The organism is Brevibacillus sp. 1238 (genome assembly GCF_029892995.1).
Taxonomy (GTDB): domain Bacteria; phylum Bacillota; class Bacilli; order Brevibacillales; family Brevibacillaceae; genus Brevibacillus; species Brevibacillus parabrevis.
Genome location: NZ_JARXWC010000002.1, coordinates 794806 through 816630, shown reverse-complemented (window position 1 = coordinate 816630; position 21825 = coordinate 794806). Strand labels below are relative to the sequence as shown.

Annotated in this window: 10 protein-coding genes; all 10 read right to left on the bottom strand. The window is 54.0% G+C overall.

The window, feature by feature from the left end:
• Positions 1–311: 311 nt before the first annotated feature.
• A complete protein-coding gene (locus M2298_RS07495) occupies positions 312–644 on the bottom strand; it encodes an epimerase (RefSeq protein ID WP_229049917.1) in 333 nt (110 codons plus the stop codon).
• A 63-nt stretch (positions 645–707) separates the two neighbouring features.
• Positions 708–6125, bottom strand: a complete 5418-nt coding sequence (locus M2298_RS07490) for an RHS repeat domain-containing protein (RefSeq protein WP_280648394.1) — start codon at positions 6123–6125, stop codon at positions 708–710.
• Between the two features lie 57 nt (positions 6126–6182).
• Positions 6183–7163, bottom strand: coding sequence for an RCC1 domain-containing protein (locus M2298_RS07485; protein ID WP_122966898.1), 981 nt, complete (start codon positions 7161–7163; stop codon positions 6183–6185).
• Between the two features lie 16 nt (positions 7164–7179).
• The gene (locus M2298_RS07480) at positions 7180–18219 is read right to left on the bottom strand and encodes an Ig-like domain-containing protein (RefSeq protein WP_280648393.1); all 11040 of its coding nucleotides are present in this window, start codon (positions 18217–18219) and stop codon (positions 7180–7182) included.
• A 340-nt stretch (positions 18220–18559) separates the two neighbouring features.
• Entirely contained in the window at positions 18560–18784 is a 225-nt protein-coding gene (locus tag M2298_RS07475) for a hypothetical protein (protein WP_063230999.1), read from the bottom strand.
• A gap of 3 nt (positions 18785–18787) precedes the next feature.
• Positions 18788–19105, bottom strand: a complete 318-nt coding sequence (locus M2298_RS07470) for a heavy metal-binding domain-containing protein (RefSeq protein ID WP_122963277.1) — start codon at positions 19103–19105, stop codon at positions 18788–18790.
• An 8-nt stretch (positions 19106–19113) separates the two neighbouring features.
• Positions 19114–19878, bottom strand: a complete 765-nt coding sequence (locus M2298_RS07465) for a CPBP family intramembrane glutamic endopeptidase (protein WP_173595974.1) — start codon at positions 19876–19878, stop codon at positions 19114–19116.
• 15 nt (positions 19879–19893) lie between these two features.
• A complete protein-coding gene (locus M2298_RS07460) occupies positions 19894–20679 on the bottom strand; it encodes an ABC transporter permease (protein ID WP_173595973.1) in 786 nt (261 codons plus the stop codon).
• Complete coding sequence (locus M2298_RS07455; protein WP_122963280.1) at positions 20676–21596, bottom strand: ABC transporter ATP-binding protein; 921 nt, start codon at positions 21594–21596, stop codon at positions 20676–20678. The genes M2298_RS07460 and M2298_RS07455 overlap by 4 nt, the downstream gene beginning before the upstream one ends.
• 30 nt (positions 21597–21626) lie before the next feature.
• A complete protein-coding gene (locus tag M2298_RS07450) occupies positions 21627–21821 on the bottom strand; it encodes a PLD nuclease N-terminal domain-containing protein (RefSeq protein ID WP_063231004.1) in 195 nt (64 codons plus the stop codon).
• Positions 21822–21825: the final 4 nt, after the last annotated feature.

The following is a 21825-nucleotide window of genomic DNA, read 5'->3' as shown; positions in this document are numbered from 1 at the left end:
TTTGCCATTTTCATAAAGCTGAATCATCTGCTGTTTGAATTGATCTGTAAATGACCGACGCTCACGTTTCCCCATGACATTCTCTCCGTTCCATGTCGATTTGATTTCAATCTACTAGACCCTAAGAGAATTGTCCAATTCACTGTAGCCGATCCAAGTCGGTTCATTCGGCACTGGGGGGTTACTTCAAATGTCCTCCTTTTTCTATAGAACTATAAAGCATCGTTCAGGACTGAGTAGACACTAAGATATGAAGACCCTAGATGATGTTTGTAATCACCTAGGGTCTACTATTTCTTAAATGTTAACTTCTATTCCTCGTATCGTTGCTTACTGAATCGAGTTATCCAACCGTCTTCTGTATACAATTCGCCTGCCAAACCATCACTTACATCTCTAATACTTTCAACCTGTTCATCATCGCTAATTACTTTGATAACTATTCCTTCTTCTTGTTCAAGCGTGCAAAGTAGATGGTGTAATGTTGTATCTACAATTTTAGGAATTATCCATTTAAGCAACTCAACTGAAGCTGGGTTTTCTTCAATGATTTTATTGTAAACCATTTGTGCTCTGGGGCTTTTCATCCCTCCTGTAATAATTCTATCCCAGTCATCAATTGCTTCATCACGTACCTTTTGCATCAATACTTCTCCAAAGTAATCCAAGGGTCGCTTACTCATATCAACTTTCCTTTCTGTATTTTGTCAGTCATACCAAGGGATTCTTGTTGGGTTTCGAACAAGCTGTTCTCGTAAATTGAGCAAGGACTGCGTAACAAGATATCTTGCTTCATCTCTGGATGCTCCCCCTGCTTTTAACGCTTCTACTGCAATTCTTGTGTGCTCAAACAATGTGTTCGGTCTACCACTTTCTTTAAGTTCCTTGAAGAGACGACGTTGTGCTGTAGTCATATCTTGATGACTCCACCCTCGTTCTTTCATAAATGATTGGCTTATAGCAAATCCCTCTTCTGGACTATACGTTGCATGTCCTTTAAATCCAGCCTTCGCATGAACATGATGCCCACCAACATCTTTATATTTTCCGAGTTGCTTTGCGATATCCTTACGCAATTGATTACTTAGTGCTTTTCCAGCATTAGTCATCAGACTGTCAAGTGATGACATTAACTGGATATTATATACCACTTTATCAATTTCATTGGCAACACTATACATGTACTGGTCTCTGAGATAATCAGCAGACATTTCAGCAATTACTTTTGTATGAGCGTCCCCATTCTCCCACATCTTAGTAAAAACTCTAATTTGGTCTTGAATGTTGGAAGGTAATAACTCGTCTCCTTGTTTCCAGTGCCCCGTTGGGTCAACATACCTCAACGGATTATTCTCCACATACGTATACCGATTCAAACTAAGCGGATTATCCACTTGCCCCTTATACGTATCCTCCGATATAAACCTCCCCATCTTCGGATCATAATACCGCGCCCGCAAGTAGTAAAAATTGCTCTCCTTGTCGTACATCTCCCCCGCATACGTAAACGGGTTGGGCATCGCTTCCTTGACCTTGTCCGCGAGCAGGTTGCCCCAGATGTCGTACTCATACGTATTCAGGACGTTGCCGCTTGGCCCCTTGATCTTCACGACATCGCCGTGGCTGTTGTAGTAGTAAGTGCCTTCCTGGTTCGTCGTGTAGTCTTTGCGCCAGATTAGTTGGTTACCGAAGACATTGCGGGCTTTGACGCGGCCGTCTTGGGTTAGTTCCTCAATCACTTGGCCGTTCAGGTACACGTAGTGGGTGGTGTCGGTAACGGCTCCAGTCTGTTGCTTTGTGGCACGCAGGCCGCCCGGGTAGTACGTGTAGGTCGTGGTTCCTTTGTCGTCCTTGTATTCGGTCAGGCGGTTGAGCAGGTCGTGTTTCAGTTCGTACGAGCGCGTTGAGTCTGCGGGTGCGTTGGCATACGCTTGGCGGTTGCCGCGGCGGTCGTAGGCGTATTGACGGGTGTTGCCCTGGATGGTCTCTTCCTTGATCCGGGACAGCTTGTCGTAGGCGAATGTGCCGTAGGTGGTTCCTCCGCGCTTTTGACTCGTGATGTTGCCAAACAGATCGTAGCCGTTCGTCTCGCTCCAGCCATCGGCGTGATTGATTCCAGTAATTTCGGCAAAGGAGCTCATCGTTTTCTGCATCGCGTTCGGTTGACCGGGGTACGAAACGGTGTTGGTTTCGCCGCTGTTCTTGATGTCGTACGTGTAGGTCGTGGTGCCGACGCTTGGGATGGTCACGCTGCTCAGGCGGTCGGCGCTGTCGTAGCTGTAATCGACCCGCATGGAAGGGGCCGAGCCGGATACCGCGCTGCGCGACGGGTAAATCAGGGCGTCGATGGCATCGTCCTGATCGGTGTGTACGAGCTGGTAGTCTTTTCCCATCATCGTTTGGTTGTTCAGGCGGTGGAACTCGTCGTAGCTGTAGCGGACGGTTTGGCCGTAGTTATTGGTTTCCGTCAAAAGCGAGCCAGCGAGCGGATCGTAGGTGCGTTCTTCGTAGAAGCCATTGCCAGCAGATACTTTCGTCATTTCGTAAAACGGCGAATATTGGTAGCTGAACAGGACGCCGTTTTTGTCCTGGAAGGTTTTCACCGAGCCGTTTTTGTCGTAGGTGTACTGCTCGGCTTTGGTTTCCGGGTTCTTTTCCGATAGCTTCCAAGACAGCGCGTTATACGTGTACACGGCGGAGGTCGTGCCGTTTTCGACGACGGTGACGAGGTTGCCGAGTCCGTCGTAGCCGTATTCGTTGACGTTGTTCTCCGGGTCGCGCAGGTAAACGAGTTGGCCGTTGGCATCGTAGCGCAAGGTCCAGCGTTGGGAGGTGCTGCCGTCGGTCACTTCTTTGTCTGTCACTTTTCCGAAACGGTCTGTCTGGATATTCGTGACACGGCGCTTTCCGCCTTGTTGCGCGGTTTCCTCGGTGCTCTCTACCCGGCCGTACAGGTCGCGGTAGGTGGTGACGATGTAGCCGTTTGGTGCCACGGTTTGTTCGGTCAGGCGCGGCAAGTAGCTGCTGCCGTCGCGGTAGGCGTTGTTGCGATGGGAGCGGGTCGTTCCGAGAGCGTTCGTCGTTTGGTAAACAAAGCCGTCCCAATCGTAAGCATAAGAGGTGCTCTTGGCCTGGTTTCCGTAGGGGATCGTGCGGCTGACCTGCAAACCGTCTGGCGTAAACTCGTTTTCCACGAGCGGGCGCGTGCCGCCGTTTTTCCCCTTTTGCTCCTGATAGGCGATATCGCCATACGGGGTGTAGTACGTAATAACCCGCGACGAGTCTGGCAAGGTTCGTTCGACAACCCCTGGCCCTGCCGTCTTGGTGCCCGTGGCATCGCCATCGCGGTACGTGTACGAAATCGTGCGCGTTGATCCCTGGTTCCGATAGCTCTCGGAAAGGAGGCGGCCCAGCGTGTCGTAGTCGTAGGTGACTTTGCCCCCGTCCGGGTACGTTTGGCTTTTGACCTGGCTTTGTTCATCGATGTCTAGCGTAAAATTCAGGACGTCGGTCTTGCCGCTTTCCAGCTCGATCCCAGCCACCGTGATTTGCGTTGGCTGCAAGCCGTAGGCGTCGTAGGCGGGAAACGTTTGCGTTCTCGTCTTGCCGCCGAAGTTTTCCGTGACGGAGTAAAGCTGTTTGTTCGTGTATTCGTAGGTGCGTTCCGTCGTCTGGCTTTTGTACCCCGCCAGATTCGCTGGATACGAGTAGATCTCCGTTTCTTTTCGCAGCAAATACTGATCGTTGTACTCGTAGGACAGATTGGAGTAATACGGATCGCCGGAAGCGGCGGTGGCTTGCGTCCGCGTCGCCTTCAGCAAGGAAAAGGTGCGGAATCTCCCTTGGCTTTCCAGATCGTACGTCCATGTCGTCAAGATGCCGTCTGGCCCGAGTTGTTTGACCAGGTGTCCGTACTCGTTGTATTCGTAGTACGTCTCTTGCGCGTAGTTGTTGAGTTTGGCGGCGTACGCGGCGCGCTTGGACAGAACGGGTTCTTTTAAATAGGACGAAAACACATCCGGGTCGGACACGGAGACGGGTTCCAGAAATACGTACTGGTAGGTCGGCTTCGTTTGGCGGCCGGAATAGGCATAGGTGGTATACGTTGTCGGGTTGTACGATACGGCATATTTCGCCCCCGCAATCGACGTTCCTCCCTGGCTGATTCCGGTCGTCTTCGCGCTTCGCAGCAGCGGCGTTCCGTCTGCGTTGATGCGGTAAAACAGCGAACGGGTGTAGCGGGACGGCTCCGTTTCCGTGACCTGGAACGTATCGCCATGCCGATCGGCCATGTTTTTCAGCCGGGGCAGCTGCTCTTTCGGCATTTTCCATATTTCGTAAAAGGTGTCGTTGTCGGCATAGCTTTTTTCCAAACGGTACGTGTTCGTGCCTTTTGGCGTTTGCAGAGCGTAGCTGTACGTGACCTTGTTCACGGGATGATAGGAGATGTAGCTTAGGGCGTAACGGTCTTGGAACATGCGCACCAGTCCGTCTTTGATCGACGTCTGATCGAGTGTGTATGGCCGATACTCATACTGGATCGACAGCCCTTGCAGCGGGTAGCTGGCCTCCTGCATGAGCAAATAGTCGAATTCCTTCCGCGTCTTTTTGTCTTCGGCCCAATATTTCGGCGACTCCTGGAGCGCCTGATCCGTTGCGACCTTGTCCAACGTGTACTTTTTGTTCAGGTTGAAATAGGCCATTCCTTTGGTGCGCGGGTTATGGTACGAGTAGCGGGCGGTGGTGTAGGCGCCGTTTCCTTTGCCGCCTGGCGGGAGCACCTCTACACGAGTGAGCTGGGTGTAGATGGCCAAGCCCGATTTTTGTTCCAAATGGTAGCGGATGTGCTTGAGCACCGTCGTTTCCGATTTGTCCTTGTAGACGATCAGGTCTTGGGTCCGGTCGTTGACGCCCCTTCTTTTCAGGACCACATACCGCCCGACGCTGTCCTCGATGGAGATGAGCTCGCCGTCACTACTGACCGTGTACGTGATTTTATCGCCGTAGATGTTCGATTTGACGATCGTCCCTCTCAGCAAGTCAAACTCGTAAATCCAGTTGCGGAAGGACAAGGTGTAGTTGCTGTTCAGTCGCTCCACGGAGAAGCTGGCATCTTTGTACGGGTAATTGACAAACTGGTTGTAGTGGTATTCGAGCGACGTTCCGTCTTCGAGCGTAATAAAATAACGGTTGCCCGCCGGCAGATCGTAGACCCGGGTGGTGTAGATTTCTTGCCCCGGGTTGCGGGAATCGTCGCTCACGGAGGCGGAGTGCTCGCGGGAGACGATCTCCAATTTCGGCACGTTGAAGTCCCAGCCGGTCGCAAATCGTTCCGGAGAGGAATGGGCTTCGTTGCCTGTCTCGGTTTCGTTCCAGCCGGGCACGCTGATTTTGCTGCCCAGAGAATGGTAGCGGCGTTGCAGGACCACGTCCAGGCCATGTTTGCCTTGCAGGTACACATCTTGCTCGACCAGATTGGCCGCCCGGTACACGTCGTCTACCGATGATTCGGTCTTGGAACGGGCGAAGTGAAACTCCTGCTCTTTTTCCGTGTACTGCGTAGGCGGCAGCGGCGTCGCTGCCTGGATGTCCATCGTTTCTGCGAGCTTGTGGATTTCCGCCATTTTCGCCGGGATAAGCGGTGTGAGCTTCTGGAGCAACTGCTGTTGGTCTGGCGTCACCGATTGATAACGGGAAAGAAGGTCTGTGTCGGTGAAGGCTTTGGCTTGCGCGCGCTCTTCTTCGGTGAGGAGTTGTTCCAGATCCGAGTAGAAATAGGCGGCAAATGTCAATAGCTCCCGGTCAAACGTGCGGTGGATTTCGCTGGCGGTGGAAGCGTCCAGTTGTGTCCAGGGCAGCTTGGCGATATCCGCTTCGGTAAAGGTGGTCGGATCGCTTTTCGCGGCTTGTTGTTCGATCGGAACAAGTTGCTCGTCCGCGATGGACTGCTGGAGTTCGTTGGCCACGGCTTCCGGTGTGGATGCGGTGGTTGGTGTGTCCTGCGCTTCCTGTGGGAGCGGCTCTTGGGACGGTTCGTTGGCCAGGGCTGCTCCTGGTGGCAGCAGGGTGATGCATAGGGCCAGGCAGAGAAGGTAGATGAGTGCTTTTATGGAAAGGTGTTTCATAGGGCCTCCATCATGGGTAGTAGTCCCCCCTTGGTGAGAAGGGGGGATTGGTGTTGGTTAGGGGAGTGTGATTTGGATGGGTTTGTTGCTATGAGTAGTTGTGCCGTTGCCGAGTGAGCCATAGTCACCAGATCCCCAAGCATAAATGGTTCCATCTTTTTTTCTGGCTAAGCCACGATCCGCATTAGCCCCGCTAGCAATTTCTTCAACGTCAGTTAAATCGATTACTTGCACTGGTGCGTATCTGTTTTTATTCGTACCATCACCTAATTGGCCAAAATAATTGTCTCCCCAAGCGTAAACATTTCCATCTATATCAAGGGCATAGCCGCATACACTTCCTGCCGCCACCGACACAATATTGGAAAGAGAAACTATTTTTGTTGGAGATGGTACGTTATTGGTGTGGTTTAAACCTAGTTGACCAAATTTATTTGCCCCCCATGCCCAGACAGTTCCGTCTTTTTTGACAGCAAGATTAACTCCTTGCCCTGCAGCAATATCCTTTACATCGTCGATATCTGCTACTTTAATAGGCTGCTGATAGTTGCTGTCTAAAAATGATCCCCACATCCAAACTGTCCCATCTTTTTTCAGGGCTAATCCATGAGAAGATCCGGCAGCTATCTCGACTATGTCGGTGAGACCAACTGCTTGAACTGGAGTAATACTGCTGTTTGTTGTCCCGTCCCCCAACTGGCCTGAGCTATTATTCCCCCAGCTCCAGACTGTTCCATCAGATTTTAAAGCCATGCTATACTCACTTCCTGCTGAAATGCGCGTAACGTTTATCAATCCTTTTACCAGAACCGGCACATTCTTTCGAACCGTAGTGCCATCTCCTAGCTGACCACTAGTATTGTCCCCCCACGCCCAAACTGTTCCATCTTCCTTCAAAGCAAGAGAGTGCTTATTCCCCGCAGCACTGCTCACCATACTATCTGCTGCATGTGCAGGATTTTGTGCGAGGGCAAGAATGGTCATCGATGCTAAAAACAGATTGGTTACTCTTTTGACAATCGTGCTTCTTTTTTTCATTTTGTTTACCTCCATGCTATTGTCCATTCGTTTGAACAGGAACTATCCTGTTTATAGTGGTGCCGTCTCCCAATTGTCCTTTGTCGTTTCGCCCCCATGCCCAGGCTGTTCCATCTTCCTTGATCATCAGGGCGTGATAGCTACCTGTTGACAGGCGTTTGGCTTGAGGGGCTATTTCTTTAACCTGTACTGAAATGGTGAGTGTCTGGTTGTAATAACGAACTGTAATCGTCGCTGTCCCTGCTGTTCCTCCGGCTGTAATTACACCTGTCGCATTTACGGCAGCGATTTCGGGATGGCTACTTTCATACGTTGCTTGCGTCGTTACATCTTGCGAGTCGCCGCTTGCATAGGTTGCCGTTACTTTCAACGGCTTGTTTTGTTCTGGAAGCAACTGGATAGAGCTTGGGACTGCTATCAACTGGTTGGGCGTAATCACTCGTACACTTGCTACTGGCGTTGTCCGGTTTTGTGTCGTGCCGTCTCCCAGTTGTCCTTTGTCGTTTCGACCCCATGCCCAGGCTGTTCCATCTTCCTTGATCATCAGGGCGTGATAGCTACCTGTTGACAGGCGTTTGGCTTGAGGGGCTATTTCTTTAACCTGTACTGAAATGGTGAGTGTCTGGTTGTAATAACGAACTGTAATCGTCGCTGTCCCTGCTGTTCCTCCGGCTGTAATTACACCTGTCGCATTTACGGCAGCGATTTCGGGATAGCTGCTTTCATACGTTGCTTGCGTCGTTACATCTTGTGAATCGCCGCTTGCATAGGTTGCCGTTACTTTCAACGGCTTGTTTTGTTCTGGAAGCAACTGGATAGAGCTTGGGACTGCTATCAACTGGTTGGGCGTAATCACTCGTACACTTGCTACTGGCGTTGTCCGGTTTTGTGTCGTGCCGTCTCCCAGTTGTCCTTTGTCGTTTCGACCCCATGCCCAGGCTGTTCCATCTTCCTTGATTATCAGGGCGTGATAGCTACCTGTTGACAGGCGTTTGGCTTGAGGGGCTATTTCTTTAACCTGTACTGAAATGGTGAGTGTCTGGTTGTAATAACGAACTGTAATCGTCGCTGTCCCTGCTGTTCCTCCGGCTGTAATTACACCTGTCGCATCTACGGCAGCGATTTCGGGATAGCTGCTTTCATACGTTGCTTGCGTTGTTACATCTTGTGAATCGCCGCTTGCATAGGTTGCCGTTACTTTCAACGGCTTGCTTTGCGCTGGAAGCAATTGGATGGAACTTGGGACTGCTACCAACTGGTTGGGCGTGATCACTCGTACACTTGCTACTGGTGTCGTCTGATTTTGTGTCGTGCCGTCTCCCAGTTGTCCTTTGTCGTTTCGACCCCATGCCCACACGATTCCGTCTTCCTTGACTATCAGGACGTGATCACTACCCGTTGACAACCTCCGTACCTTGCTACCTGGTTCCGTTCCTTCGATTACTTTCACCGCCACGCTCCGCTGCTTGCCGGAAAATGCTGCGGCAAGTGTCGCCGTTCCTGCTTTTTTAGCTGTCAGCAAACCGCCCGTACTTACGGATGTGATGGACGGGTCATCGACAGTGTACTGAGCCTTGTCGGTAATGTCGGACTCTGTTCCATCTGCGTGTACAGCCTTGACTGCGAGCTGCTTCGTCGCATGTTCCAGCAAGGTAATGGCCTCTGGAACGATCTTGATGTCCACTACCGCGTTCTCCGCCGTGACGACAACGGGTACGTTGACGCTCATGCCTTCATACGTCACAGTGAGGCTCGTACTTCCGGCCTGGACAGCAGTGACGAGTCCGTCAGGCTGGACGGTTGCGATGGATGAATCTTGCGACAAGTACGTAACTTGCTTGGATACGTCTGCCGTTTTGCCGTCTTGGTAGGTGGCCGTTACTTGCAAGGTTTGCGTTTTGCCTACCAAAAGATCCAGTTTGGCAGGGGTTACGGTCAAGCTCTGGACGGGCTCCCGGGCTTCGGTGATTTGAACGGGCACAGAGACCGTTTTGCCGCCAAATGTAACGGTAACTGTCGTGGAACCTACTGCTGTTCCTGTAATCAATCCGGTGGACGAAACCGTAACAATCGCAGGCTGGGCACTTTGACTTTGGTACAAGGCTTGGCTGGTCACATCGATCACGTTGTTGTCATTGTAAGTTGCCTTCACTTCCAGTTGCTGGGTCGTTCCCTGTTTCAACTGGATCGTCGTCGGCTGGACGGCTAAAGACACGACGGTAGCTGCCTCTTTCTTCACGGTGACTGGAGCTACAACGCTCTTCCCGCCATATTGAACCGTGATTTGCGCCGTGCCTTCCGCCAATGTCGTAACCACACCGCTGCTACTTACGGAAGCAATCGTGGCGTTGCTGCTGGTGTACGTGGCCTTTTGGGAAACATTTTCTTCCTTGCCGTCTTTGTAGGTTGCCGCTACTTGCAAGGTCTGCGTCTTTCCTACTAAAAGATCCAGTTGGGCAGGGGTTACGGTCAGGCTCTGGACGGGCTCCCGGGCTTCTGTGATTTGAACGGGCACAGAGACCGTTTTGCCGCCAAATGTAACAGTAACTGTCGTGGAACCTACTGCCACCCCTGTAATCAATCCAGTCGCTGAAACCGTGGCAATCGCGGGTTGGGCGATTTGGTAGGTGGCTTGGCTGGTCACATCGGTCACCTTGTTATCGCTATACGTTGCTTTGACTTCCAGTTGCTGGGTTGCACCCTTTTTCATGCTGACGGACTCTGGACGAACCGAGATGGTCTGCAAGGTGACGACCGTTCCTGTCACCGTGACGGGAACGGACAAGCTTTTCGCTCCGTAGGTGACCTGGATGGTTGTCGTTCCGGTCGTAGTTGCCAGCACGCCTCCCATGCCATCGACCGAGGCAATCGCAGGGTTGCCGCTGGTGTATTGGGCTTTGGCCGAAACGTTTTCCTCGACTCCGTTGGAATACTGCGCGTAGATGCTCAGTTGTCCCTTGTTTCCGGCTGCCAGCGAAAGCTGCGCGGGACTGGCTTTCAGCCCCAGCAAGTAAGCTCCCTGCACCGTTACTTGAGCAGAAGCGCTTTTGCCGTTATAGGAAGCCGTAATCGTCGCGGTTCCTGGGGCGATCCCGGTCACGACGCCCTGGCTACTCACCTGGGCCACGGATGGGCTGGAGGAAGAAAAGCTGGCGACGCTGTTGATGTCTTTGCTGCTGCCATCGGTGTAGTAGGCGGTGGCGTACACGCGCTGGATTTGTCCTTCTGCCAGGGTCGTTTGCGCCGGGCTCAGGCTGATGGACGACAAAGAGATCGCCGGAGCGCTTACGGTAATCGTGAGTGTCTTCGTTTGTCCGCCATAGTACAGCCGTGCCTGGGTGGTCCCGCCGTTGACGGCGTAGACGCGCCCGTTGCTGATGTACGCCACGGATGGATTTTCCACGATGACCGTCACTTGCGAGGTGACGTCCACCTGACTGCCATTTTCCAGCGTCGCGGTTACCTGGATGGACGCCGAGCCGCCGGAGGACACATCCACTTTGTCCGAATCGAGCTTTAATGCGGTTGCCTTTGGCTGAGGCGAGACGGCTTGCTTGACGCTTTTGAGCAAGTTTCCGTTCTCATCATGGGTGAAGGTGACGCTGTTGGCGCCGTTTTCCTTGATCGCCGTGATCCGGTTGTTGGCATCGTAGACGTATTCATACAGCGTGCCTCCTGCCAGTGGAGCAAAGACGGTAAACGACAGGCTAAGCGCAGTGGTGTCGTTGTTCGTCAGCCGGACGGTGTAGCTGCCGGATGCCAGCTCGTACACGGCCTCGGCCTCGCTTGGCTTTTGCTTCGGACTGACGAGCGTGCCGTTGGACAGCACAGCGACCGTCGGGTATTTGCTGCCTGGATTTTTCAGCTGGACCACGGTGCGGTAGGTTCCAGGGATCACTGCATTCATGGACAGCTCGACCGATTGCCCGGCCGGGATCGTGAGTTCCTTGGCCTGGTTGAACACAATCGCTTCTCCGCTCGCCTTGGCCAGGAGCGTCGCGTACAAGGAGCTGCGGGACTGGACGGACAGATAGTACGTTTTGCCTGCGACCAATGCCGCGCTGACACTCCCGTTTTCACCGGAAGCGATTTGGTCCGGCGTTTGCAGAGACGCGCTGCGGAACACCGCGATTTTCCCTGAGGCGAGGGAACTGGAATCGTTGGTCAACGTAAACTGGTACGTGCCGCTCGTCTTGGCGGTGAGCTTGAAATATTTCGCCTGCTCCGCCGGGTAGTACATACGAATCGGGCTGTTTTCCTGCAACAACGTGAAGTTTTCCTCCGCAGGCAGCGTCTCGACGGAGATCGAAGCCGGGTAGCTGCTGATTCCGGATGGGCTGTAGGCCCACAGCATGATCGTATAGGCGCGGCCTGGCTGGAGGCCAGAGAACGTGTAGCTGGTGACGTTCCCTACATCTCGCGCCAGAGGATGGTTATCCAGGCGGATCTGGTAGGTGCTGGCTCCGGGGCTCGGGTTCCAGTACACCGTGATGGCGTTCTTGGTCGGCTCGGTCTTGACAATGACCGGCGCTCCCGGTTTCCGTTCGACGACCAGGACTCCGCTGTAAGAAGCGGCTCGACCGCTTGCGCTGCGTACCTCCGTATTCGTATACGTACCTTCACCCAGCTCCTGGCCCAGCCAGCTCATACTCCAATAACCAGCTGAACCAGTCGTAGTCGTCGTTTTCTTGGCATACGTCGCCGGGTAAATCGTTCCTGTGAGCGTGTCTCCTGCCTGCAAGCGGCTGTACGTGCCGTCCAGGGTAAACGTTTCTTTCAAGTCGATAATGCGCTTCTCTGTAGGGGTGTAGACTGCCAGCTCTGGGAGGTGATCCACCAGACGAGCCGAGTAGACTTGCGGCTCCGACCAGGCTCCGCGGTTATCTTGGGCCTGTGCGGTCCAATAGATGGTCCGAAACAGCATGTCTTTGGTGATGGGAAATTGGTAGCGACCTGTGAATTTTCGCCCTTGATCCACCTCATAAATACCCTCCATCGTCTCTCTTACCTCATTTCCACCCGGTGTCCAGCCAATCCGAATTTTCCGTGCTACCAGTTTGTCCGTAGCATCCTTATCCGCAATCGTGAAGCTGATTTGTCCGGTCTTCCCTCCGTAAATGACGATGAGTTCCGTGCTTTCCAAAACCGGAGCTTGGTTGCCGTTCAGGATTTTGAAAAACCGTTTGACGGTGGTGCCGCTGACGTATGCGGGCACGTTGCTGCTCAAAATAGTGCGCAGCCGCGCTTCCACGTTGGCGCTTTTGGAAATGGTGGAAGTATTCAACTCATAGGAGCGGGTATTCGCCGACAGTTTTTCCTTAACGGTGGAAGTGACATGACCCGCCTCGGAAATGTAAATCGTCAATTCCTGGCCCGTTATTTTGTCCAAGTAGGAGCCATAGCTTGTCGAGTAATCCCAAGTGAGGATCACCCGTTCTCCCAAGTTAATCTCCGCGTTATTGGCTGGACTATTCCATGTGGCCCCGACATCGATCGGGTCTTTTTCCTTGGCCTGTGCGCGCATATCCAGGGTGAAATCCACCTGCTGCACGGGAGACAGGTCCTGCTTCTGATCGGTGGCCCAGACTTTCAGGGAGTATACGTCGTCTGGCTTCAGGTCTTGCACCGGAGCATGGTACAAAAAGGCGGAGGCGTTTTCTGACGCCAGGAACGAAGCGATCTGGTGCACTTCCCCTTCGTCGATTTGATACCAGAGGCTGACGCGATCCCCCAGATTCGGGTCCATGACCCAACCGGAAAGGGGAATCACATCCTGTCCGTTCACCTGATCGATGACTTTTCCCGTAACGGGGGTGGTGACGTACACACGCGGCGCGGCGTTATCCGGGATGTTCGTGGAGAGATAGTCAATCTCCGGGGTCCATTTGAATGAATCCCCCACCTCGGTTTCTTTTGCCTGCGCCTGGAAATACAGCTTGTCTCCCGCCTCGACTTCCAGCTCTTGCGCTAGCTCCACCCCAACCTGATCGTTGAACGCAATGGACTGCCAGCCCGCAGACGGCCAGATTTGGGTATCGTTTTTCAAAAGGCGGAGGTTAACGCCGTCTCCTTCGCTTCCTTCGAGCATGGACGCCCAGCCGCCGACGTGAATCTTCCCGGAACGCGGCGCTTCCCAGCGAATGACCGGATCGGAGCCGCCGATGTGCATCCACGTATTCCCGATGATCGTCTCGCCTTGCGGGCTTTTCCACTGCTCGCTTTCCTGGTTCCACATAAGCTCGGTGTAGCGCTCTTCCTTGGCCTCCAGGTAGGACCAGTTGTGTTTGCCCTGTTCCTTGGAAAATTGCAGCCAGTAGCGATTTTCTTCGGTGATCGCCTCGACAATCGTGACGGTTCTCTCCAGGTTGGTTTGTTTTCCGTCTTTTTCGGTAACCCGTACGGTCAGCTTGTGCGTTCCTTTTGGTTGCTCCTCTGCACGCAGCCTATAGGAAAAGCCTGGCTTCGCGCCTTGGCTGCCCGGGTACGTGCGCAGCACATCAGGGCGCTCGGTGCCGTACAGCGCCTCGCCCAAAACGGTTTCGTCCAGCAGCACCTCGATTTTGTCCAACTCACCCTCAGGGAGGAACCAACCCGTGACGAGGTAGTTTCCGCTGATGACTTCGTTGTCTGACGGCGTGTCGATTTCTCCACCGTGGCTCGGTCCGTCTCCTTGGACCTGCACCGGATACGTCTGCACGATTCCGGCATACGATACGCGCAGATGGGTGCTGCCTGGCAACAGGCCCGTGATCAAGCCAGTGGACGCCTCGATTTTGGCGAGGGCCGGGTTTTCAAACGCGTAGGTCGCTTCGGCGGTGACGTCTTTGGAGCTGTTGTCACGATGGGTGGCGGTCAGTTGGAAGGTCACCGTTTTGTCTTTTTCCAGCGCGATCTGGGTGAGATTGGCGGTCAGTTTGGCAACGGGACCAATGACCACGTCTCTTTCCAGCACCAGGCTTTCCTGTCCCGTCTGATTCGTGGCGCGGATGGTCAGCTTGTGCGTGCCTTCGGCGAACGGAAGCGTGTCCCATTGGTAGCGGAACCCGGCGTTTGCCTGGCGGTAATGCGGATACATCGCTGCAATATCCGGGCGAGGCTCGCCGTATTCGGCTGGGCCCACAGCTTGTCCATCCACGAGCACCTCGACTTTGGCGATGCCAGACGGGTCGAGCAGCCAGCCTTGGACGGTGGTCACGCCACCGATGACAGCGCGGTCAAATGGCAGCTCTAATTGCCCTTTTGGCTGCGTGGACCCGGCTTCTGTCTCTGTTACGGTGATCGGGATGGTAACGGATTGCCCGCCGTAGCTTGCGACTATGTTGGTCTGGCCAACTTGCAGCCCCGTTACCACACCGAGAGGGCTGATGTGGATGATCTCAGCCTTTTCTGCCGTGTACTGTGCTTCTCCTGTGATCTCTTTGGTCGTTTGCTCCGTCAGCAGCGCGGAGATGGTCAGCTTTTGGCTGGAATCTTTCGGCAAGGTGACGGTTGGCTCTTGTGGCTGCAAACGAAGGATCGGGGGTTGTTTTCCAATGACGAAGCGTTTTTCTGGCAACGGATGCGACTTGCCTTCCGGGTCAATGGCCACCACGGCAACGGTATGCTCCCCGGCTGGCAGGTCGGATCCCTCCAGCGTCAGGCTAAAACCGGCGTGGCTGTTTGCATACTCCGGGTGCAGCAAGGCGATATCCGGGCGAGCGATGCCTGCTTTTGCTTCGCCTTTCTTCGTTCCGTCCACCAACACTTCGTAACGCGTAATAGGTGTCGTCGCTAAAAACCATCCGGCGATCGTGCTTGTGCCCTCGATGACAGCTCCCTGGACGGGCGTCTCCAATTCGCCCATTGCGGACAGTGGTCCGGCTTCCGTAACGGTGATGGGGATCGAGAGGCTCTGCTGTCCGTAGGTAATGGTCAGGTTTGCCGTGCCAGGTGTAATGGCGGTGACGAGGCCATCTGTGTTTACTTTCGCTACTAACGCGTTATCCACCATATAGCGAGCTAACTTAGTGACGTCATGCTCACTCTGATCTTCCAAGATCGCCTTGATCACGAGTAGATGCGTTTTTCCCTCTGCGAGGCTCAGTTCAGTGCGGTCTGCCCGCAAGCTTTTCGCTGGCAAAAGCGGAACGACGTGGATCTTTCTTTCCCCAAGCATCGTCTGCGTCCCGTCTTGGCCCGTTCCGCGTACGGAAAGCGTATGCGTTCCTTCCTGGAGCTTGCTTGTATCGAGATCGAATTGATAGCCGATATCGTGATTCGGCGAGGAGACATCCGTGATCTCTACTTCTGGACGTGGTATGCCGTAGGCGGCTTCCCCTTGGAGGGCACCGTCTACCAGCACTTCTACCTTGGCGACTCCACCTGAGTGGAAATACCAGCCCGTAATCGGGTACACGCCGCTAATGGTCGCGTTGTCCGGTGGGGTATCGATTCCGCCTTGGATCAAGCCTGCCGCTTCCCGCACCGTTACGGGAACGGTCAGCACATGTTCCTGGTAGTGGACGGTGATGGTTGTTTGTCCAGCTTCTAATCCCGTAACCATTCCGCTTGGCGAAATACTGGCCACATGCGGATGTTCTGCGGTATAGGTCGCTCCTGCGGTCACGTCTTTTGTCTCTTGATCGGAAAGGACAGCCGAAATGCGCAGCTGTTGCGTTTTCCCGCGAGCCACTTCTACTTTTTCAGGCGCAGCCGAGATGCTTGTCGTTGGCTGTTCTTGTTCTACCAAAATGGTGCGCTCCGCCAGTACGTGCTCGGTGCCGTCCTTGCTTGTTGCGATGACTTTCAGCACATGCGATCCTTCTTGATCAGCGTTCGTCTGGAAAAGGAACTGAAAACCTGCCGCCGGATTGCGGTAGTCCGGGTAAGCTGTTTCGATGTCGCGACGGGCAAGCCCGTACTGCGCATCCCCCAGCCGCGTTCCGTCCAGTTGCACTTCGATCTTCGCCACGCCTGCCGGGTCCAGATACCAGCCTTCCACCAGCACTTGACCCGCTACGGTGGCGTTGTTTGCCGGGCGCTCCACTTCCCCGCGCGCAGGGAGCGGCGTTTCTTCCTTGACTTGAGCCTGTACCGGGATGACCAGCGTCTTATCTTCGTAGGTAACGGTAAGGTTTGCACTGCCGACTCCAACCGCTTGCACGACTCCCGTCTCGCTCACGGTAGCAACTCCCGGGTCAGAGGAAACATAGGTCGCCTGCTGCGTCACGTCTTGGACCGAGCGATCCTCCAAAATGACGGATATCTTCAACGGATGGCTATTGCCAGGAGCCAACTCCAGCTTCTGGACATCCGCCTGCAAGCCCTCCGGCAACGGCGTTTCCCCGACATAAAAGGATCGGCCCTCAATGGTCGTTTTCTCGCCAGCCGCATTTTCTATGATCACCGCAAGTGTATGCGCTCCGCTCGCTAGTGTTTGCGTGTCCAGTTGGAACGTAAACCCTGCGTTTGGATTGCCATACGCCGGATATTTCGCCGCGATATCCGGGCGTGGCTGACCGTACTGCGCTTCTCCTGCTTCGGCTCCATCGACTAACACATGAATGCTCGCCACTCCCGCAGGGTCAAGATACCACCCTTTTCCATTCAACAGGCCGCTCGTCCATTCGCCATTTTCCGGACTGTCCAGCCCTGCCAGTGGACGCAGCGGTTCCGGCGGGGTCACCGTAACGGAAATCTCGAAGTGATGTCCCTCCAACTCTCCGGTTACTTTGGTTTCACCCGGCCCGACAGCACTCACAAGTCCTGCTGCCCTTACCTTGGCGATGGCCTCATCCTGCACGGCATAGCTGACCCGCTTGGTCACGTCTTGCTCCGAACCATCTGTGCGCTTGGCTGTGACTTTGAGCGGATGGCTTTCCCCCTGTGCCAGCTTGAGTTCTGAAACAGAAGGCAAAAGCGCTGCGATTTCCGCAGAAGCTTCCCCTTGCCCTAGCGCTTTCTCCAAATGCACCAGCCCTTTGCCATAAAAACGGGACTCGCCCAGCGGCGTAGCGCTTTTCGTCAACAGATCGCGCAGCTCGGCGCTAGAAATGTTTCCTTTCGCCGACCAAATCACGGCCGCCGCCCCCGCTACGTGCGGAGCAGCGAGCGAAGTGCCGGACCTCGTCTGAAAATCTCCATCAGGCGCGGTACTGCGAATATCCACCCCTGGCGCCATGAGGTCCAGCTCTTTTCCGACACTGGAAAAATCGGCGCGCTGGTCTTCCCGGTCAACCGCACCGACCGAAATCGTTTCCGCATACTGGGCTGGAAACAGCTCGGTTTCTTCGCCCAAGCCCCGGTTGCCCGCCGCCGCAATGACCAGAATGCCGTGCTCGTTCGCCCGTTTGATCTGGTCGTGCAAGGCGCGGCTGTTTACATAACCGCCCGCGCTGATCGAGAGGATGTTCATCCGGTTTTGAATCGCCCATTCGATCCCCTGGATCATGCTGGAGTAGGTCCCGTGGCCTTTTTTGTCCAACACTTTAATCGCGTACAATTCCGCTTCCGGCGCGACGCCGACGATACCAAAATCGTTATCCTGGGCGGCGATGACTCCCGCTACAGCCGTACCGTGGCCGTGCTGGTCGCCAAAATCGTCCTCTCCTTCGATGTAGGACACACCGCCCTTGATCTCCAAGTCTGGATGAGCGGAAATTCCCGTATCCAGCACCCCGATTTTGATGCGTTGCCCTTTGTACTGCTGGCTGTGCGCAGCGGCGGCACCGATATGCTCGACGCCCCACGGCACTTGCTGGCTTTGGCTCGGCGAGAGACTTGCTTCCGCCAGCTCGGTTTCGCTGTCTTCTTCGATGTAGGCGACATGTTCGTCTTCCAGCATCGCCTGTTTCTCGCTTTCGGTCAGTTCGGCGACCACGATTTGTCCGGTGAGTGGCTCCACCGATGACCGCTGGATCGCCCGGACCTTGGCGCGTTCCTGTTTCTTGAAGCCGATCAGGTACGTCTTGCTGTCCGCACTCGCCGCCGCATGCGCGGGAACGAGCTGCAAAAGCAGGAGCGACACCAGGAGGAACGCTTGGAACATACTGAATAAACGGATGAAGGCCTGGTTCATTCACGTGACTCCTTATCTAGGTTTGGTTTGTTGGTTGCGCTTGTGCATCAGCAGTCCAATGGCTCCCACTCCTTTTCGCCAATAGTTGGTTTAAATTGATAAAAAAGCAAAGATAGGAAAATATTCCTGTTGCATTCAGGCGAATTATATTATTTTCAAAAATTTGGTTCAACAGGAATTTACTTAAAAGTCGTTTTTTCGACATTAATAGAATTTTTTCGACAAAAACGACTTGTAGAAAATAACCCATAAAAAAGAAACCCCGTTTACCCACGGGGTTCCTCAACAAACCAGCCTGCAAAAAGACCGCTCTTTCCAACCGGAAATCTATCCAAACCGATCATTTCTCAATCCGGTAATACCGATCCCCTGTCTTCGGATTGTAGTAGACGCGGCGCTTTTCCTGCGAGACGGGGTCGATATTCACTTCGTTCGTCCACTCAAATCCGGGCGGGATTTCTTCTCCATGGTCTTCGTGCAGCCGCTTGTCCTTGATTTTCGACAAGATCAACAGAACGAGCAGGAGCACGACCTGAAAAATGAGGTAATAGACGAAAAAAATCATCCACTACACCTTTTCAACGACGACCGCTGTGCCGTACGCGACGACTTCGCCCATGTTGCCCATGCTTCCCGAGTCGTAGCGGAACATGACGACAGCGTTTGCTCCCATCGCGTTGGCGTTTTTGATCATGCGATCGAGCGCCTGTTTGCGCGCATCTTCCAACAAAACGGTATATTCCTTGATTTCTCCGCCGACTACAGAGCGCAGCCCAGCCATGATGTCTCCGCCGATTCCTCGCGCGCGGACGATCAGGCCGAATGTCGTTCCTTTCACTTCAACGATGCGATAACCTGGAATGTTTTCGGTTGTTACTACGAGCATTTGCTTCCCTACTTTCTGCTTTTTTTGAAAATCACATGCAGCACGATATCTGCGCTGAAATGACTGATGATGGCAGCTTCCAAGCCGTATTGCCAGAACAGGCAGCCAAACAGGATGCCCATGATGCCGTTCAAAAGCAGTGTCCACAGCGTGACGACTTTGCCTTTTCCGTACGTCATGAAATTCGCCGGGAGGTGGGCGCAAGCAAAAGCGAGAGCCGCAACCCCAATGCCCAGCCAGTAGGCGGTGTCTGCAAGACCGAGCTTCTGTGCCAAAAATACGACGACCGTCATGACGCCGAGCCGCATGAGCACTTCTTCGCAGAACCCTCCGTAAAAAGACGAGAGGACACCGAGTAGCCGCGACGAGATCGGCTCTTTGCCTCTTTTCGCCATCATGTGCGGCTGGAAAAAGAAGCGGTCCAGCCATTTGACCACAAGTCCTACTGCGATGCCCGATCCAAGCGACACCGCCCAAAAGCTTTGCATGGAAAAAGGCAGCGCCGCCCCGGACGACCAGTGATCGAGCACAAACAGCCGAAGCTCAGTTGCAGGCAGGAGCCACAAGCCTGCAGCAGTCGCGATAGCGAGAATGACGCAGGTCTGAATCATCGTCAGCGCAACCATGACAGGCACTGGCGGAACCTTGCTGTTGCTGGCAGGATGCATCTCTGCTTGCAGCTGCACTTGCTGGCGAATCGTTCTGAACTGAATCGGGATGATCCCTAGAGCGCACAAGACGCTGATCACCCAGATTAGCCAAAAGTGTTCCACAGCGACGCCCCCCACCTAGATTTCAGATCGTTCCAGCAAGTACCAGCCCATGAAGAAAAAGACGAAGTTGAGCGTCAAGACGCCTGCAAGCCCCGGCACAGCTGTAATGGCGGCTTCGGCAATTGTCGAGTTTTCCTGGATCATCATGATCGCGGCGTTTGTCAGTCCGCCCGGTGACACCATGTCCAAAAACTTGCCGAGAAACTGCGGCACGGTAAAAATCACGATGTTGAAAAGCAGCGAGGCCCCGCCAGCGCCGACAGCGTTGTTGAAAAAGCTGGAGGCGCAAATTGTCGTCGTTACGACAAGCAATAAGTTCGGTATGTAAATGAGCGTACCGAGCCACACGTGCGCCCAATCGAGTTGGCCGAAAAGCAGCTGCGTGTAGTATGCGGTGATCCCGATCCCGATCAGCATGCTGCCGACGGTCAAGGCGTAATAAGTGACGGCTTTGGCGAGGTAATACTTGGCCCGGCTGACTGGCTTGACGAATACCATGGAGGCGACCCCGGACGCTTTTTCTCCGGCAATCGTTCCCATCGCGACGAGAATCAGCACGAACGTGCCCAGCGAGCTGAATTTGCTGATCGCCGTCGAGAGCACTTCCGGAGCAGACGGGGTGGGGATATTGATGACCGTCCCTTTTGGCAGTCCCGTAGAATTGGCCAAAATTTCCGGCAGCATTTTCATCGTGATCGGCTGCGTGATCATCAAAGCGATAAACACGATCGGGACGATGAGAATTTTGTAGGTCTTCATCAATTCATGAAATTCTTTGCGGATCATCGGGTAGGAAGTCATCCGTTGTTCACCACCTTGAGGAAAATATCCTGAAGGGTCAATGCCGACAGGCGATAATACGCAAGCGTCCCGCCAGATTCTAGAACGATGTGCGGCAGACGAGCCTTGGCTTGCGGCATGTCATTGGCGAAAACCTTGTAAACGCCGCCATCCTGACTCCACTCTTTCACCCAGGCAAGCCCGTCCAGCACGTCCGCCAAATCGATGTCCTCCTGATCCAGCTTGAACTCGATCAACGGCTCTACATGGCTGGCCCGCAACTCTTCCAGACTGGATGACAAAAGCACCGTGCCGTCCTTGATGATCACGATATGATCGGCGATTCTCTCGACGTCATCCAGGATGTGTGTCGACATGAAGACCGTCATGTGCCGTTTCAGCTTTTCGATCAGGAGCAAGACGTCATGCCGCCCCATGGGGTCGAGAGCGGAAACGGGTTCGTCGAGGACGAGCAGCTTCGGGTTGTGGATCAGCGCCTGGGCAATTCCCAGACGCTGCTTCATTCCCCCGCTGTAGCCGCTGATCGGACGATTGCGCGCTTCATTAATTCCGCACAGTTCCAGCAGTTCATCCGTGCGCTGCGCAATCGTATGCTTGTCCAATCCGTACAGTTTGCCAACCCAGTGCATCCACTCCACTGCTGTCATGTAGTTGTAAAAGGCAGGAATTTGCGGGCAGTAGCCTACTTCACTGGTAACTTTGTTGCGTTCGGTTACGACGTCGTAGCCAACCACTTTCACTTTTCCGGCTGTCGGTGCGGCCAGGCCAGTCAAAACGCGAATCGTCGTCGTTTTCCCCGCGCCATTTCCCCCGAGGAACCCGATGCAGCCGATATTGTCGATGGAAAAAGTAACGTTCTTGAGCGCTTTATGGTCCTTGTATTCCTTGGTGAGGCCGTCGCATTCGATTACTCGCAAAGAAGGTCAACCCTTTCTTCGTTTCTTGGGCTAGTCTTTTCGGCCGACAAAGAAATACACAATAGGCCCCAACGTATTGATAAAGATGATGCCGAGCGCCCACGGCCATTTTTTTCCGCCCGCCACTCTCCCGGCATCGCGGCGAACAAGATCAATCAGCGCGATCACCATCAGGAGCAATTGAATCCCAATCAGCGGAGCGAGGAGCTGCATATCTACTTCCATGGAT

Coding starts and splice junctions, on each gene's coding strand:
- M2298_RS07495 (WP_229049917.1), bottom strand. CDS start 644: ATGCAAAAGGTACGTGATGAAGCAATTGATGACTGGGATAGAATTATT.
- M2298_RS07490 (WP_280648394.1), bottom strand. CDS start 6,125: ATGAAACACCTTTCCATAAAAGCACTCATCTACCTTCTCTGCCTGGCC.
- M2298_RS07485 (WP_122966898.1), bottom strand. CDS start 7,163: ATGAAAAAAAGAAGCACGATTGTCAAAAGAGTAACCAATCTGTTTTTA.
- M2298_RS07480 (WP_280648393.1), bottom strand. CDS start 18,219: ATGAACCAGGCCTTCATCCGTTTATTCAGTATGTTCCAAGCGTTCCTC.
- M2298_RS07475 (WP_063230999.1), bottom strand. CDS start 18,784: ATGATTTTTTTCGTCTATTACCTCATTTTTCAGGTCGTGCTCCTGCTC.
- M2298_RS07470 (WP_122963277.1), bottom strand. CDS start 19,105: ATGCTCGTAGTAACAACCGAAAACATTCCAGGTTATCGCATCGTTGAA.
- M2298_RS07460 (WP_173595973.1), bottom strand. CDS start 20,679: ATGACTTCCTACCCGATGATCCGCAAAGAATTTCATGAATTGATGAAG.
- M2298_RS07450 (WP_063231004.1), bottom strand. CDS start 21,821: ATGGAAGTAGATATGCAGCTCCTCGCTCCGCTGATTGGGATTCAATTG.